At 71.4% G+C, this 15,739-nt stretch carries 13 protein-coding genes; 7 read left to right on the top strand and 6 right to left on the bottom strand.

What is annotated here, in order from left to right:
* Positions 1-87: 87 nt before the first annotated feature.
* The gene (locus tag QMK28_RS25520; RefSeq protein ID WP_326441951.1) at positions 88-2,034 is read right to left on the bottom strand and encodes a transglycosylase domain-containing protein; all 1,947 of its coding nucleotides are present in this window, start codon (positions 2,032-2,034) and stop codon (positions 88-90) included.
* Between the two features lie 736 nt (positions 2,035-2,770).
* Between QMK28_RS25520 and QMK28_RS25515 the strand changes: the two genes are divergently transcribed.
* The 5 genes from QMK28_RS25515 to QMK28_RS25495 are packed head-to-tail and all read left to right on the top strand — an operon-like array spanning position 2,771 to position 7,171.
* A complete protein-coding gene (locus QMK28_RS25515; RefSeq protein WP_326441933.1) occupies positions 2,771-4,288 on the top strand; it encodes an ATP-binding protein in 1,518 nt (505 codons plus the stop codon).
* Positions 4,289-4,313: 25 nt separating this feature from the next.
* Positions 4,314-4,700 carry a roadblock/LC7 domain-containing protein gene (locus QMK28_RS25510; RefSeq protein ID WP_443050822.1) on the top strand — a complete coding sequence of 129 codons (387 nt, stop codon included), beginning with the start codon at positions 4,314-4,316 and terminating at the stop codon, positions 4,698-4,700.
* A complete protein-coding gene (locus tag QMK28_RS25505; protein ID WP_326441931.1) occupies positions 4,697-5,113 on the top strand; it encodes a DUF742 domain-containing protein in 417 nt (138 codons plus the stop codon). Before QMK28_RS25510 ends, QMK28_RS25505 begins: the two co-directional genes overlap by 4 nt.
* A complete protein-coding gene (locus tag QMK28_RS25500; RefSeq protein WP_326441930.1) occupies positions 5,094-5,717 on the top strand; it encodes a GTP-binding protein in 624 nt (207 codons plus the stop codon). Before QMK28_RS25505 ends, QMK28_RS25500 begins: the two co-directional genes overlap by 20 nt.
* Positions 5,714-7,171: a cytochrome P450 gene (locus tag QMK28_RS25495; RefSeq protein ID WP_443050821.1), complete on the top strand. Its 1,458-nt coding sequence runs from the start codon at positions 5,714-5,716 to the stop codon at positions 7,169-7,171. Before QMK28_RS25500 ends, QMK28_RS25495 begins: the two co-directional genes overlap by 4 nt.
* A gap of 63 nt (positions 7,172-7,234) precedes the next feature.
* Here the strand turns inward: QMK28_RS25495 and QMK28_RS25490 are convergent, their stop codons facing one another.
* The gene (locus QMK28_RS25490; RefSeq protein ID WP_326441929.1) at positions 7,235-8,389 is read right to left on the bottom strand and encodes a terpene synthase family protein; all 1,155 of its coding nucleotides are present in this window, start codon (positions 8,387-8,389) and stop codon (positions 7,235-7,237) included.
* A gap of 736 nt (positions 8,390-9,125) precedes the next feature.
* Here QMK28_RS25490 and QMK28_RS25485 point away from each other — a divergent pair.
* Both QMK28_RS25485 and QMK28_RS25480 read left to right on the top strand, forming a co-directional pair.
* The gene (locus tag QMK28_RS25485) at positions 9,126-10,001 is read left to right on the top strand and encodes a TauD/TfdA dioxygenase family protein (RefSeq protein WP_326441949.1); all 876 of its coding nucleotides are present in this window, start codon (positions 9,126-9,128) and stop codon (positions 9,999-10,001) included.
* Between the two features lie 180 nt (positions 10,002-10,181).
* Entirely contained in the window at positions 10,182-12,302 is a 2,121-nt protein-coding gene (locus tag QMK28_RS25480) for a SpoIIE family protein phosphatase (RefSeq protein ID WP_326441928.1), read from the top strand.
* Positions 12,303-12,390: 88 nt separating this feature from the next.
* On the opposite strand, the gene QMK28_RS25475 is transcribed toward QMK28_RS25480, so the two are convergent.
* The 4 genes from QMK28_RS25475 to QMK28_RS25460 all read right to left on the bottom strand — a co-directional run.
* The gene (locus QMK28_RS25475) at positions 12,391-12,912 is read right to left on the bottom strand and encodes a thioesterase family protein (RefSeq protein WP_326441927.1); all 522 of its coding nucleotides are present in this window, start codon (positions 12,910-12,912) and stop codon (positions 12,391-12,393) included.
* Positions 12,913-12,923: 11 nt separating this feature from the next.
* Positions 12,924-13,904, bottom strand: a complete 981-nt coding sequence (locus QMK28_RS25470; protein WP_326441926.1) for a 3-hydroxyacyl-CoA dehydrogenase NAD-binding domain-containing protein — start codon at positions 13,902-13,904, stop codon at positions 12,924-12,926.
* 71 nt (positions 13,905-13,975) lie between these two features.
* A complete protein-coding gene (locus QMK28_RS25465) occupies positions 13,976-14,863 on the bottom strand; it encodes a 3-keto-5-aminohexanoate cleavage protein (protein ID WP_326441925.1) in 888 nt (295 codons plus the stop codon).
* The coding region (locus tag QMK28_RS25460) for a TetR/AcrR family transcriptional regulator (RefSeq protein WP_326441924.1) at positions 14,860-15,739 on the bottom strand (880 nt) is incomplete at its 5' end. The genes QMK28_RS25460 and QMK28_RS25465, both read right to left, overlap by 4 nt.

Below are 15,739 nucleotides of genomic sequence, written 5' to 3'. Positions count from 1 at the left end.
AGCCCCGGAGCCGCCCCGGAGCCGCCCCGGAGCAGCCCCGGAGCAGCCCCGGAGCGGGCCCGGCGCGCAGCCTGCGCCGTCATTCGCCTACCGCGCGCCCGCCTTCATGTAGTCCGTCCAGATCTGGATCGGGTAGCGGCTGCCCGCCGCGGACCGGGAGCCGCCGCCGAGGCCGTTGAGCGGCAGCAGCTCCAGCGTCTTCGGCTCCAGCCGGAACAGCGCGACGGCGGTCGACTCCTGGGCGGTGTAGCCGGCGAACCACGCGGACTTGTTGTCCGGTTCGGTGCCGCTCTTGCCCGCGGCCCCGGGGCCGACGGCGCGCGCCGCCGCCGCGTGGCCGTCCGGGGTCTGCACCGCGCCGCGGAGCGCGTCCGTGACGCGCGCCGCCACCTGCGGACTCAGTGCGCGGTCGGCCGGCGGCCGGGGCATCGCGATCTTCGCGCCGTTGCGGGTCACCCGGAGCACCGAGTACGGCTCGGTGTGCAGGCCGCCGGCCGCGAAGGTGCCGTACGCGCCGGCCATCCGCAGCGCGCTCGGCGTGGAGTTGCCGAGCGAGAACGCGGGCACCTGCGGCCCGAAGCTGGCCTCCAGCAGCCCGGCGTCCCGCGCGGTGCGGCGCACGCCCTCCAGGCCGACGTCCATGCCGAGTTGGATGAGCGGCGTGTTGACGGAGTGGACCATCGCCTCGCGCAGGCTGATCCGGCCCCAGGACCTGCCCCCGTCGTTGCTCACCTTCACGATCTTCCCGCTCCGGTCCCAGTACGGCCCTTCGGGCGTCTTGACGGAGACCTTGTCGTCGCCGTCGTAGGGGGTGCCGGGGGAGACGGGGACGCGGGCCGCGCCGCGCTTCTTCTGCACGCCCTCGCGCAGCGCGGCCGCGTAGACGAAGGGGGTGAAGGCGGTGCCGGCCGGCACGTTCACCGCGTTGGCGTCGTTGGAGCCCTGCCGGAGGTAGTCCTCGCCGCCGTGCACGGCGAGCACGCGTCCGTCGGGGGCGACGGAGGCCGCGCCGACGCGTACGTACCGGTCGGTGGAGCGCTTGTCCGGGTCGAGGTCGGCCCGGACCTTGCGCACCGCCTTGCTCAGCGCCTCGACCCTCGGCTTCTCGAACGTCGTGTAGATCTGGTAGCCGCCGCGGTCGAACTCGGCGTCGGGGATCCGGGTGTGCTTGCCCAGGTAGGCCTTGGCCATCCCCATCAGATAGCCCGACTGGCCGCTGAGGCCGGTGGCTTTCGGCGCGGCCTTCGGGGTGGGGAAGACGGTGAAGCCGGCCCGTTCCTTCGCGGAGAGCTTGCCGATCTTGACCATCCGGTCGAGCGTCCAGTCCCACCGCTCCTCGGCGCGCCGGCGGTTGGCGTCGCTCACCGTCGGGTCGTACAGCGCGGCCCCCTTGAGCAGGGAGGCCAGGAAGGCGCCCTCGCTCGCGTCGAGTTCTGAGACCTCTTTGCCGTAGTACGCCTGGGCGGCGCGCTGGATGCCGTACGTGCCGCGCCCGAACCAGCTCGTATTGAGGTATCCCTGGAGGATCTCTCGCTTGCTCATTCGATTATCCAGTTTGACGCTGATGAGCATCTCGGTGAATTTGCGGGAAAGCGTCTGGTCCTGGTTCAGGTAGGCGTTCTTCACGTATTGCTGGGTGATGGTGGAGCCGCCCTGGGTGTCGCCGCCGGCGCCCATCCGCAGGGCGGCGCGGGCGATTCCCGAGGGCGAGACGCCGTAGTCGGAGTAGAAGGTCTCGTTCTCGGCGGCCAACACGGCCCACCGCACATCCTGCGGGACCTTTTCCAGCGGCATCTCCTGCCGGCTGACCCAGCCGCTGCGGGCCATCTCGCTGCCGTCCGCCCAGTAGTAGATGTTGTTCTGCTGGGTGGCGAAGGAGTTGAGGTTCTTCGGTATCTCCGCCTGCCAGTACGCGTAGCCGACCAGCGTGCCGAGCCCGACGGCGCCGGTCAGGACGACGGTCAGCCACTGCTGCCAGGAGGGCAGCCAGCGGCGGAAGCCGCGTCTGCCCGGGCGGGGGTAGTGCCACCGCATCCGGCGGGCGGTCCTGGCGACCGCGGGGAAGGCGGTGAGGAACCGCTGGAGGGGTTGCCGCGCGGCGCGCGCCGCACGTCCCAGCGGGGTGACCGCGGGTGTTCTGCGCCGGCGTCCGCCGCCGGCGGGGTACGTGGCGCAAGCGTCGTCCGTGGTCACCGGGGGTATGCCGGAGCAGGGGGGCGCCTTGCGGCGGTGCTTGCTCATACGCGGCTGCCGTGCGCGGGTGCTGCGGACATTCTGCTGGCGAGCACGTTCCCCCCAAGACCGGACGATGCGGAGGCATCCCCCTGATCCATGCCCCCGCGATGGACGCAGTTTATGCGCCGGGAGTCGTCCCGGCGTGCTCGGCCCCCGGCTCGGGGCGGGGCGGCCGGGCCCGGCCGGGGCAGCGCGGCCGACCCCGTCGTGCGGCGTCCGGGATCCGCAGGGGATTGCTCGATATTGCCAAGGGTCTGGCTTCAATCGATGGCACGAATGCAACAGATTGATCGCTTCAATCGGTGTTTTGAGTACGTACAACAGTGCATTCCTGGGAAAACGACATCTTCATGCCGGGCCCAAGTCGAAAGGGCTATGCTCCATGTCGCGCAGCGAGCTGGAGTCATTACTGCAGGTCGCCGCCGGCTGTCGCGGTGCCGCGCGTTATCGGGGCCGGGCCGCATTCGAGGCCCGCCACAGGTGCCGTGGCGCACCCGCCGCCCAATAATCCTTTCGCGATGTATTGAGGAAGTCGATGGTTCTTGCCGACTCGTCCCCAGGAGGCCGGCGACCCGCCTCCGCGCCCCTGTGGATAATTCCCCCTGCGGTCCTGGCGGTGTGCGCGGCGCTGGCCGTCGTCGCGGTCCCGGCCGACGCGCGGGTGCCCGTCGCCTGGTGCGCTCTGGTGGCCCTGCTCGCCGTCGCGCTCGCCTCCCTGGAGGTGGTGCACCGGGGCAGGGTGATCGCCGTACTGCGCCAGCGGCACGCGGCGCAGGAGGACGGCCTGCGGCGGCGGCTGGCCGAACAGGAGACGGAGACCCTGCGGCTGGCCTCGGACCTGCTGCCGGCCGCCATGTCCCGGCTCCAGAAGGGCCTGTCCATCGAGGAGGTGCTGCGCGGCGTCGTCTGGCAGACCCGGCTCGACCCCCGGTTCGAGGCGGCGCACTCGGCGGTGCTGCGGTCCGTGATACAGGCCGTGCAGGCCGAGGGGGACCTCCGCGACTCCGCCCAGCGCGCGTTCGTCAACATCGCCCGCCGGGTCCAGGCCATCGTCCACCAACAGGCTCAGGACATGCGGGAGATGGAGGACCGGCACGGCGCCGACCCGGCGGTCTTCGGCGACCTGCTGCACCTGGACCACGGCACCGCGCTCATCGGCCGGCTCGCCGACAGCATCGCGGTGCTGGGCGGCTCCCGCCCCGGCCGGCAGTGGCAGAAGAGCATTCCGCTCTACAACGTGCTGCGCGGAGCCATGTCCCGGATCATCGACTACCAGCGGGTGGAACTGCACTCGGTGGCCGAGGTCGGCGTGGTCGGCCCCGGGGTGGAGCCGCTGATCCACGCGCTCGCCGAACTCCTGGACAACGCCACCCGCTACTCGCCGCCGCAGACCCGCGTGCACCTGACCGCGATCGAGGTGCAGTCCGGTGTCGCGGTCGAGATCGAGGACGCCGGAGTCGGCCTCACCGAGGAGGCCAGAGTGCGCGCCGAGCGGGTGCTCGCGCAGGCCGCCGAGTCCGGCCTCGACCTCAACGACCTCGGCGAGTCGCCGAGGCTGGGGCTGGCCGTGGTCAGCAAGCTGTCGCACGCCAACGCCTTCCAGGTCTCGCTGCGCCCCTCGGCGTACGGCGGCGTCCGAGCGGTGCTCGTGGTGCCGCAGAACCTGATCACCGCGACCCCTGTCCCCGGCGGCATGATCGCCAGGGCCGCGGTCCTGCCACCGCCCAAGCCGGTACGGCGGGCGATGCCGATGGGCATGCGCAACGGTTCGGGAGTGCTGGGTATGGCGGGCATGGACGAACCGATCCCCGGGCCCCGCAACGACGCTGGCCGGCCGCAGCGCCGCCGCCGCGGCCCCGGTACGGCGCCGCGCAGGGCGGCGTCGCCCGCCGCCCCCCGGCCCGCCCCGCAGCGCCCCGCGGAGTCGGCCGTGCAGCCGGGGATCTGGCTGGCCGCCTTCCAGGACGGCGTTTCCGGTGAGCCGTCGGTCGAGCCGTCGATAGTCGAAACCGGCCGGCAGAACTACGACGCGTCGTCAGATGGGGATGAGTAGGCACGTGACACAGCAGCGGCTCAACATGGACTGGATGCTCAACGACCTCGCGTCCAGCGTCCCGCAGACCCGGCATGTGGTGGTGCTGTCGTCGGACGGCCTGTGCATCGCGCAAGTCGGCACCGACATCGACACCGCCGACCGGCTGGCCGCCGCCTGCGCCGGACTGCAGAGCCTCTCGGGGGCCGTCGCCGCGGAGTTCCCGCACGGCAGCGGCCGGATGCGGCTGGTGGTCATCGAGGTCAGCGGCGGCTTCTTCTACCTCATGGCTGCCGGCGCCGGCGCGTATCTGGCGGTGCTGGCCGACGAGGGAGTGGACGCCGGGCTGATGGGGCAGCGCATGCGCGATCTGGTGGCGCGCATCGGTGAACACCTCAGCAGCCCACCGCGCGTGGACGAGCAGGTCACATGAGCGAGCCCGACACCAAGAACGCCAACGACGGCGCCGGCGACGGTGGCGACGACGGCAAGGAGAAGGAGACCGCGGAAGGCGCCCCCGAGCGGCTGTACGTGGTCTCCACCGGCCGTACGGAGCCGGCCGAGGCGCAGAAGGACTCCCTCGACCTCGTCACCCTGATCGTCTCCCGCTCGGTGCCGCAGCCGGGCACCCAGCCCGAGCACGCCTCGATCCTGCGGATGTGCCACTACCCGCTGTCCGTCGCCGAGATCTCCGCCTATCTGGTGCTGCCCGTCAGCACGGTCACGGTGTTGCTCACGGACCTGCTCTCGGACGGCCGGGCGGAGGCCCGTGCGCCCATCCCGGCCGCGGCGCTGCCCGACGTCGACCTCCTCAAAGCGGTGATGCATGGACTACAAAACCTCTGAGATCCCCGTCGGGCCCCGGACCGAGGACACCCTGGCCGCCACGACGACCGCCGCGGTGAAGGTGGTGATCGTCGGTGGCTTCGGGGTCGGCAAGACGACCCTGGTCGGCTCGGTGACCGAGATCCGGCCGCTGACCACCGAGGAGACGATGACCCAGGCGGGCGTCGGAGTCGACGACACCTCCGGGGTGGAGCGCAAGACCGCGACCACCGTGGCGATGGACTTCGGCCGGATCAGCCTGAACGAACGCCTGGTGCTCTACCTGTTCGGCACGCCCGGCCAGGAGCGCTTCTGGTTCCTCTGGAACGGCCTGTTCGAAGGGGCCCTGGGCGCCGTGGTCCTGATCGACACCCGCCGCCTCGAAGTGAGCTTCGACGTGGTCGGCCGGCTGGAGGAGCGCGGGGTGCCGTTCGTCGTCGCCGTCAACACCTTCCCGGGCGCGCCCAGTTACCCCATGCAGGATCTCCGGGCCGCCATGGACCTGCCCGATTCGGTGCCGATGATCGACTGCGACGCCCGCGACCGCGGCTCGTGCCGCGACGTCCTGCTGGCGCTCACCCGCTATCTGCACTCCATGACCACCGCGACCCCGGAGCCACTGTGACCCCTCCTGACGACGTTCGCACCGACCCGGCGACCGTGCCGCCCCCGGGCTGTCCGGCCCACGGCCACCCGGAGGCCGGCGGCCTGGCGGACCTCTTCGGGCCTGAGCACTCCAGCGACCCGATGGGGCTGTACGAGCGGCTGCGCGCGACCCATGGCCCGGTGGCGCCGGTCCAGTTGGACGGCGACGTACCCGCCTGGCTGCTCCTGGGCTACCGGGAGAACCTGGAAGTCACCCGTACGCCCTCGCGCTTCTCCCGCGACTCGCGGCACTGGCGCGATCTGCGCCAGGGGAACATCGCGCCCGACTCCACCCTGCTGCCGGTCATCGCCTGGCAGCCCACCTGCATGTTCGCCGACGGCGAGGAGCACGAGCGGCTGCGCGCCGCGGTCACCGAGAGCATGGGGCGCTTCGACCGCCGCGGCATCCGCCGCCATGTCACCCGGCTCGCCAATCAGCTGATCGACGACTTCTCCGGCGCGGGGCGGGCAGAACTGCTGGTCCAGTTCGCCCAGCAACTGCCCATGCTGGTGCTGACGCACCTGATCGGGATGCCCGACGAGGACGGTCCGCGGCTGGTCGAGGCCAGCCGGGAGCTGATCAAGGGATCCGAGTCGGCCGTCCGCAGCAATGAGTACGTCACCGAGGCCGTCCGGCAGCTCGTGGCGCGCAAGCACGTCAGCCCCGGCGAGGACCTCGCGTCGTGGCTGCTGACACACCGCTCCGACCTCACCGACGACGAGGTGGTGCAGCACCTGCGGCTGGTCCTGCTCACCGGCAACGAGACCACCACCAACCTGATCGTCAACACGCTGCGGATGGTGCTCACCGACCCGCGCTTCCGCGCCTCGCTGGCGGGCGGCCATATGACGCTGCCGGACGCGGTGGAGCAGGTGCTGTGGAACGAGCCGCCGCTCGCCGTGGTCCCGGGCCGCTGGGCGACGGCGGACACCGAACTCGCCGGTCAGCAGATCAAGGCCGGGGACATGCTGCTGCTCGGCCTGGCCGCGGGCAACGTCGACCCCGTCATCCGCCCGGACCTCGCCGCGCCCATGCACGGCAACCGGTCCCACCTCGCCTTCAGCGGCGGCCCGCACGAGTGCCCGGGGCAGGACATCGGCCGGGCCATCACGGACAGCGGGATCGACGCCCTGCTCATCCGGCTGCCCGACCTCCGGCTGTCCGTCGCCGAGAGCGAGTTGAGCTGGGTCTCGTCCTGGGTGGCCCGGCATCTGGTCTCACTGCCCGTGGAGTTCAGCGCGCGCAGACCGGAGCCCGAGAACGCCGACGCGCTCGGCGCGCAGGCGCCCGTGCCGGGCAGCGCCCGCCGCCCGATGCCCGGACCGGCGCCGCTGGCCCCGCCGATGCCGCCGCGCTTCCCCGCTCCGCCCGAGCGGTCGGCTCCGGCCCCGACCCGCTGGCAGCGGTTCAGGCGCTGGCTGCGCGGCTGGTGAGTCGGTCCGGGACCGCCCCGGGACCGTCCGGGACCGGGCGGCCGGTCCCGGACGGTCCGCGCTCTAGGCGGCGCTGCGGTGGCGGGGCAGCGGCAGGGCCGGTGTGGGGGCCGGCGCCGCCGGTGAGTGGGTGAGATCGGCGCACCGCCACCACCAGGCGACGGCCGGGATCGGCAAAGGTTCGAGGTTGTCGTCGGTGGGGCGTGGGGCGTAGGAAGTGGGCAGCTGCGCCCAGGTGCCGGGTGGGCTGTCGGCCCCCAGCGGGGTGAGGTAGCGCGGGCTGGCCAGTGCCCAGTCGAGGTGCGCGCGCACCCATTGCGCCAGGGTGGCGACATACCGGTTCAGTTCCCATCCCGAATCCAACGCGAGCTGGTCACGGAGTCGGAGGAAAAGGCACATCACCCGGTCACGCATCGCCACGACTTTGGGGACTGCCTGCGTGGTCGTACAACCGTCTTCCCTGGCGACGACGTCTATGGCGTTGAGCCCATTCCCCTGAAGCAATGCCTCACGGTGGTACGAATACAGGTCGTTGTCCAGTGCGACCAGCATCCAGCTCATTTCGATGAGGGCCCGGACGGCGGGTTTCTCCAATTCGGCGGTCGGCAGCTCATAGCCTTCCGCGATATCGCTCATGGTGGTAAGGATCTCCATTCCGACCGTCCCGGCCATACGCATGGAGATGAATTCATTGAGGGAGGGGAGGGTGCCCTGGCTGCGGTGCAGGGTCTCCCATCCGAGGCCGAAGAAATAGCGTCGCCAAGCGGCCACCCAGCGGGACATCTGGGTGGGGGTGGCGTGTCGCTCCAGGCTCCGGCGCAGGTCCCGCAGGCCGGCGGCCCAGGGATTGTCCTCCAGCACGGGCGCCTCGGGGACCTCGATGACGCGTGTCATCAGGGCCAGCAGCCCCGCCGCTTCGTCGGGCTGTTGGCCGAAACGCCCTGCCTCGAAGGCGATTTCATCGAATCCGTGGCCCAAATACTCAAAATTCGTGGCGATTTCAACGACCTCGGGAATCCCGTGCGGCAGAGCCAGTCCGGGAACCAGGGCGACCTTGCCCTCGGACAGCCGCTTGATCGCTTCGTCGTCACAGGCGCCGAAACCGCGGAACCAGTCGGCCGACCGACGGTCGAAGCCGGCGGTGTCGGGGTGGGCGGCAGCGGGAATGGGACAATAGAAGGACGGTATCTCCAGCGGGGTCTGGTTCTGTGTGATCACCACACACCTTCTTTCCGGTTCGATCGAACAATGCTGCGATCAATAGCGTTCTTCATTCACCGGGAGGAAGGGAGTTCTGGTCGGCGCCATAATTCTCGAACCGGCGTTCCCTTCTTTCGCCGCACGATATATGCCCGGCAGGGCTCATAGGAAACCCAGGTCAGGGGTGCTGATGCTGCATGTCGGGCCACATCGTCAGGATGCTGCTTGACCGCTTCGTTTTTAATTTGTGTAAAATTGACCACCGGAAATTCGCTTATTATCCAGTTGGATCGATAAATATGGAGCTTTATCGATTCTTTGAGACAGTGTTCGATCTGGTCGCCGACGGGGCAGAGTGACCGTTTCTGATCGGTGCCGCCTTGACGGCGCGAGCCCCGGCTCCCACAATGGCCGTCATGATCAAGCACTCGTTCGACTCGGTGGGGACGCTGCGCGTTCCCGACCGTCGCGGGTGCGAGCGGTCGGGCCTCTAGCTACTGCTCCGTCAGCTACTGCTCCGTTCCGCCCGGTCGGTGTCGATTCGTCCACCGACGCGCTGAACTAGCGCCCCTTTTCCCCACTTCGTACGATGTCCCGCTCTCGTGCACGCTGTGACGCCTGTCGCCGTGCGCGCGGCGGTGAGGAGGACCCCGTGACCGTCGCCGATCCCGAGACCGCACAAGCCGGCCGGAACGCCCCCGTCGCCCCTGACACCGCCCCGCCGCTGCGCGAGGCACGGGTGCCCGAGGACGGCATGTACGAGGGGCGGCGGACGCTCACCCGGCTGCCCGAGGGGTGGCCGGAGCGCCCGTACGAGCGTTTCGAGATCGTGCCCCAGGGCCGCACCATCGGCGCCGAGATCCGCGGCGTCGATCTCACGCGCCCGCTGGACGCCGCCCTGCGCGAGGAGCTGAATCGCGCTCTGCTGGAGTGGAAGGCGCTCTTCTTCCGCGCCCAGCACCTCACCCCCGCGCAACAGAGCGGCTTCGCGCGGAACTGGGGCGAGCTGGAGGTCAACCCGCTGCTCGCCAGCGGTGCTTCCTCCGACGTGGTCCGCTTCGCCAAGGGCCGCGGCGGGGTGCCCACCTACGAGAACGTCTGGCACACCGACGTCACCTTCCGGGAGCGGCCCGCGCTCGGGGCCGTGCTGCAGCTCCGCGAGGTCCCGCCGTCCGGCGGCGACACGATGTGGGCCGACATGGCCGCCGCCTACGACAACCTCCCGCAGGAGGTGAAGGACCGGATCGACGGCGCCACCGCCGTGCACGACTTCATCCCCGGCTTCCTCCGCTTCTACGGCGCCGAGCGCCTCGTCCCGCTCCAGGACACCTTCCCGCCGGTCGAGCACCCGGTGGTGCGCACCCACCCCGAGACAGGCCGGCGGATGCTGTTCGTCAACACATCCTTCACCACCCGCATCACCGGCCTGGACCGCGACGAGAGCGACCGGCTGCTGCGCTACCTCTTCCAGCAGGCGCACGTCCCGGAGTACCAGGTGCGGTTCCGTTGGCAGGCGGGCGACGTGGCGTTCTGGGACAACCGCGCCACCCAGCACTACGCGGTCGACGACTACGCTCCGCACCATCGCGTGGCGGAGCGTGTCGCCATCGCGGGCGACCGCCCGTACTGACGCCGCCGCTGCCCGTGCCCTCGTCGCCCCTGGCGCCGCACCGCCCGTGCGGCCGTTGAGCGGGGGCGCACGGAGGTGTTGCGTTCGAATATGTGCGGAAGTAGTGACAGAGTGGACGAGGGTGTATATCGGCATCGTCGGCGGGCCGCTGAGCGCGGTTGACCACGTCGGGAGGGCGACATGGTTGATCAAGAAGTGGTGTGGGGCGCCACGGCGCCGACGCATGAATGGCCCGCGTCCCCCGAGGTGAGCCTCGCCCTCAACCGCATGGGCACCTTCGACTGGAACCTCGACACCGGCCTGATGCACCTGGACGCCTCCGGGCTGGAGGTCTTCGACCTGCTCCCGCACGAGTACGACCTGAGGCCGACCACGCTGGCGCTCCGGGTGCCCGCCGCCGAGGGCACCCGGCTGGACGCCCTGGTGGCGCAGGCGCTCAAGAACGGCAGCGACGGCTACGGCGTGTACTTCCGGACCCGGAGCCGCGAGGGCACCCTGCGCTGGGCGCACACCCAGGGCCGCATCCAGCGCGACGCCGTCGGACGCCCGTACCGCATCATCGGCGTCGTCCGGGACGCCACCGGCGAGCTCGACCACTCCGCCGAACGCCTCGCGCTGGACGACGTGCGCCGCCGCCAGACCAGCGTCGTGGAGGAGACCACCGCGGCCCTCGCCCACGCCAGGACGGTCGCCGACGTCATCGACGTCCTCCAGGACTCCAGCGGCATGGGGCGGCTCGGCGCGACCAGCCTGGTCATGGGGCTGGTCGAGGGATCCCGCATCCACCTCGTCGCGGAGGGGCAGCCCGGCAGCTTCGTACCGGGCACCGAGTACACCCGGCTCGACCAGAACTACCCGATGAGCGAGGTGGTGCGCACCCTCACGCCCCGCTACATCACCTCCCGCGACGACTTCGCCGACAGCTACCCGCTGCTGTGGCCCGATATCGCGCACCTGAACATCTCGGCCGCCGCCTACCTCCCGCTGATCGCCCAGGGGCGGCCGATCGGTGCGATCGGGCTGCTCTACAGCGACAAGGAAATCTTCACCCCCGACGAGCGCAACCTCGTCGTCGCGCTCGGCAGCAGCATCGCGCAGAGCCTGAAACGAGCGATGCTCTACGACCAGGAGCACGATCTGGCCAAGAGCCTGCAGCAGGCCATGCTGCCGCGCAGCATCCCGAGCGTCTCCGGCACCCGGATAGCGGTCCGCTACCGCTCCGCGCGGCTCGGCCGCGACATCGGCGGCGACTGGTACGACGTCATCCGGCTGCCCGGCGGCCGGGTGGGCGCGGTGATCGGCGACGTCCAGGGGCACGACACCCACGCCACCGCCGTGATGGGCCAGCTGCGGATCGTCCTGCGGGCCTACGCGGCCGAGGGGCACGCACCCGCCACCGTGATGGCCCGCGCCTCGCTGTTCCTGCAGGAACTGGACACCGACCGCTTCGCGACCTGCATCTACGCCGAGGCGGACCCCTCCACCGGAGTGCTCCAAGTGGTACGGGCCGGCCATATCGACCCGCTGCTGCGGCAGACCGACGGCACCTGCCGCCAGGTGCTGGTGCCCGGCGGCCTGCCGCTGGGGCTCTCGGTCCAGTTCGGCCGGCTGGAGTACCCGGTCACCCCGGTGGAACTGGAGCCGGGCGAGACCCTGCTGATGTGCACCGACGGCCTGGTCGAACAGCCCGGCGGCGACCTGGACGACGGGCTGCGGCTGTTCGCCGAGCTGGTGCGCCAAGGGCCGTACGAAATCGAGGAGTTGGCCGACCACCTGTGCGAGGTGCTGGGGGAGCGGTCGGGCGAGGACGACATGGCGCTGCTGCTGCTGCGCCGCGAGGGCACCGAGACGCCGGGCCTGGAGCACCGGCTGCACCAGTACATCGCCCCGGCCGACCCGGAGGCCCTGTCGGTGTCCCGCCACACGATCTGCGCGGCGGTCCGCACCTGGGGCGCCCGGGAGCGGTCGGACGAGATCGAGCTGGTCGTCGACGAGCTGGTGACCAACGCGCTGCTGCACACCGACGACGGCGCGACGGTGACGGTCCGGCTGATGGCCGGCGCCGAACGCCGGCTGCGGCTGGACGTGGCCGACCGCTCCAGCACGCTGCCCCGGCGCAGGGAGCCGGGGGAGGCGGGCGTCTCGGGCCGCGGCCTGCTGCTGGTGGACCGGCTGGCCGACATCTGGGGAGTGGAGTCGCGCGGCACCGGCAAGTCGGTGTGGTGCGAGTTCGTACTCCCGGACCGGCCCACCGGCCACAGCGCCCACCGGGCCCCGCACGACCGGGAACTGCCCGGCTGAGCCGCCCCGGCGCGGCTGCCCGGCCGGTGCGCCGGGGCGGGCTCGACCCGCTAGTGCCGCGACCGGGCAAAGCCTGCCGGAACAGGCCCTAGACCGTACGGATGCCCCGGCCCGCCCACTCCGGTGCGGGCCCCGGGGCGGTGGCCGCCGCCAGCAGCTGCTGGACTTCCGGCGGCAGCGGGGTCGCGTGGCCGCCCTGCTTGTCGACGTGGAGGGCGAACAGTTCCTCGGTGGCCACCGGCTCGCCCTCGGGGTCGTTCACGGCGTCGCCTACGAACATCTCGTGGACGAAGCGCACCTTCTTGCTGTCCGTGCCCAGAATCCGGGTGCGGATGGCGAGCTCGGCGCCCGAGCCGACCTCGCGGAGATAACGGACGTGCGCCTCGACCGTGTAGAGCGAGCAGCCGCTCTGCTCCCGGTAGGCCCCGCCGAGCCCGATCCGGACCATCATGGCGTCCGTCGCGTAACCGAAGACGAGGACGTAGAACGCCTCGCTCAGGTGGCCGTTGTAGTCGAGCCAGTCCTCGCGCACGGCCTCTCGGAACACCGGGAGGCCCACTGCTGTCCCTGTCGTCTCCGCGGGCTGTGCCGCCTCTGCCGTCTGCGTCATGGTTGTCTCTGTCATCGCTTCGCGCCCTTCGTCCGGTTTCCCAGCCGCCCGGTCGCGCGCAGTACGTCGATGACGCCCTGGTCGCGCTCGGCGACGAGTTGTGCGTATGTGCGCTCGCCGGCCGCTTCCTCGCAGCCGCTGACCATCGCCTCACGCAGCGCGTCGTCCAGTTCGGGCGCCTCCAGCCGGGTCCAGGGGGACTTCAGCGAGGGGCCGAAGTGATCCAGCATGTGCGCCATGCCGCCTTCGCCGCCTGCCAGCGCGAAGGTGAGGCACGGGCCCATGAACGCCCAGCGCAAGCCGGGCCCCTCGGTGATGGAGGCGTCGATGTCCTCGACCGTAGCCTCTCCGGCCGCCACCATGTGCAGCGCCTCCCGCCACAGGGCTTCCTGCAGCCGGTTGGCGATGAAGCCGGGGAGCTCCTGCTCCATGGTGATCACGGACTTGCCGGCGACGGCGTAGAACGCGGACGCCCACTCCACGGCAGCGCGCCCGGTCCGCTCCCCGCCGACGACCTCGACCAGCGGGATCAGGTACGGCGGGTTGAACGGGTGCCCGACGACCAGCCGGCCGGGGGTCGTCGCCTTGTCCTGCATGTCGGTCATGGGGTAGCCGGAGGTGGACGAGGCTATGACCACGCCCGCCGGGGCGGCCGCGTCGAGTTCGGCCAGCAGGTCGCGCTTGAGGTCCAGCTTCTCCGGGGCGCTCTCCTGGACGAACTGCGCGTCGGCCACCGCCTCGGCGAGGGTCGGCGCGATGGTGAGGCGGTCCTGCGAGGCGCCGTCGGCCAGGCCGAGCTGTTCCAGGGCGGGCCAGGCGGAGGCGACGAGACGGCGCAGCCTGTCCTCGGCGTCGGGCGCCGGGTCCCAGGCGGTGACGTCGTAGCCGCGGGCGAGGAAGTGCGCGACCCAGCCGCCGCCGATCACCCCGGCGCCGATGCAGGCGACGCGCCGGACGTCCTCGGGGGTGCAGGGGACGGGGGATTCGGGCATGGGGGACTCCAAAACTGTCGTACGGGATCGGTGCTGCGGGCCCGGCCCCGCGGGGCGCCGGGCCGGGGGTGTCAGGCGCGCGGCTTGAGGCCGAGGGTGGCCCGCGCCTGGTCCGGGGTGGCGACCTTCGCGCCGAGCAGCTCGGTGATCTGCGCGGCCCGCTCGACCAGTTGGCCGTTGGTCGCCTTGACGCCCTTGGCGAGGTAGAGGTTGTCCTCAAGACCGACCCGGACGTTGCCGCCGAGCAGGATGGACTGCGCGACCCAAGGCATCTGCATCCGGCCGAGCGAGAAGCTGGCCCACTGGGCGCCCGCCGGCAGCATGTTGACCATGGACTGCAGGACGCCGGGGTCGGCCGGGGCGCCCCACGGGACGCCCATGCAGAGCTGGAAGACGGTGGGGTCGTCGAGCAGCCCCTCGGCGTGCAGCTGCTTGGCGAACCACAGCTGGCCGGTGTCGAAGATCTCCAGCTCGGGGCGTACGCCCAGCTCCTGGATGCGCTTGGCGCCGGTGCGCAGCATGTCGGGGGTGGAGACGTAGAGGTTGCTGCCGTCACCGAAGTTCAGCGAGCCGCAGTCCAGGGTGCAGATGTCCGGCAGCAGCTCCTCGACGTGCGGCAGTCGGTCCATCCCGCTGACGAGGTCGGTGCCGGGCAGGTGCTGGAGCGGGTTCTCCGGGTCGATGACCAGGTCACCGCCCATGCCCGCGGTGAGGTTGATGATGACGTCGGTGCCGGTCTCCTTGACCCGCTCGACGACCTCGGCGTAGAGCTTCGGGTCGCGGGACGGGGCGCCGGTCTCGGGGTCGCGTACGTGGATGTGCACGATGGCGGCGCCGGCGCCGGCGGCCTCGACCGCGGACTTGGCTATCTGCTCGGGCGTCACGGGGACGTGCGGGCTGCGGCTCGCGGTGTCGCCCGCGCCGGTGAGGGCGCAGGTGATGATGACTTCGTCGTTCATGGCAGGGCCTCTTCCACTGGTTCTGCTGGTGTTTCCGGGGTGACTGGTGTTGGTGATTCCGTTGGGGTCGCGGGCCCCGGGGCCGGGCCGGCCCCTGCCGCCAGTTCGCCGTCGACGAAGGCGGTGAGCACGGTGTGCATGTCCTCGGGTGTGGTGCTGCCGGGGGCGGTCGCGAGCACCTGGGTGGCGAGCCCGTCGATCAGCGCGGTGAGCCGCAGCGCGGCGAACTCCGGGTCGAGGCCGGCCCGGAAGACGCGCTGCTCGACGCCGCGCCGCAGCACGTCGGCGAGGGTGGCGCGCCACTGGCGGTAGAAGCGGGCGTGCAGTCGTCCGACGGCGGTGGAGCGGGCGGCCTCGGCCCACAGGTCCAGCCAGACCAGCCACTGCCGCCGCTGCTGCTCGGTGCGCGGTGTCTGCAGCGCGATGAGGCAGCGGAGTTCCCCGGCGGCGTCGCCCGCCGCGGCCATGCCCGCCTCGCGCCGGGCGGTGTCCTCGTCCATGCACCAGCGGATCGCGGCTTCGAGGAGTTCGTCGCGGCCGGGGAAGTGGTAGTGGATGGTGGCGGTGCTGGTGCCGCAGGCGCCGGCGATGTCGGAGACGCGGACGGCGTGGAAGCCGTGTTCGGCGATCAGCCGCACCGTCTCCCGGACGATCTGCAACGGCCGTCCGCCTTCCGGCAGCGCGACCCGGTGCGCGGCGCGCGGGTTTCCGCCGGCTTCCGGCGCGGGTTCTCCCGGCGCCGGTTCCGGAGCGGGCGCCGACGGCGGCGGGGCGGCCCGGGAGCCGAGCAGCCCGCCCCCGTCGGCGCCGCCCGTGTCCCCGCTCCGCACGATCGCGGCGCGGGTGAACCCGCGTGTCCCGCCCAGCCACCCCGCC

The organism is Streptomyces sp. H27-D2 (assembly GCF_035828615.1).
Lineage (GTDB): Bacteria > Actinomycetota > Actinomycetes > Streptomycetales > Streptomycetaceae > Streptomyces.
This window is presented reverse-complemented; position numbering and strand designations above follow the sequence as displayed.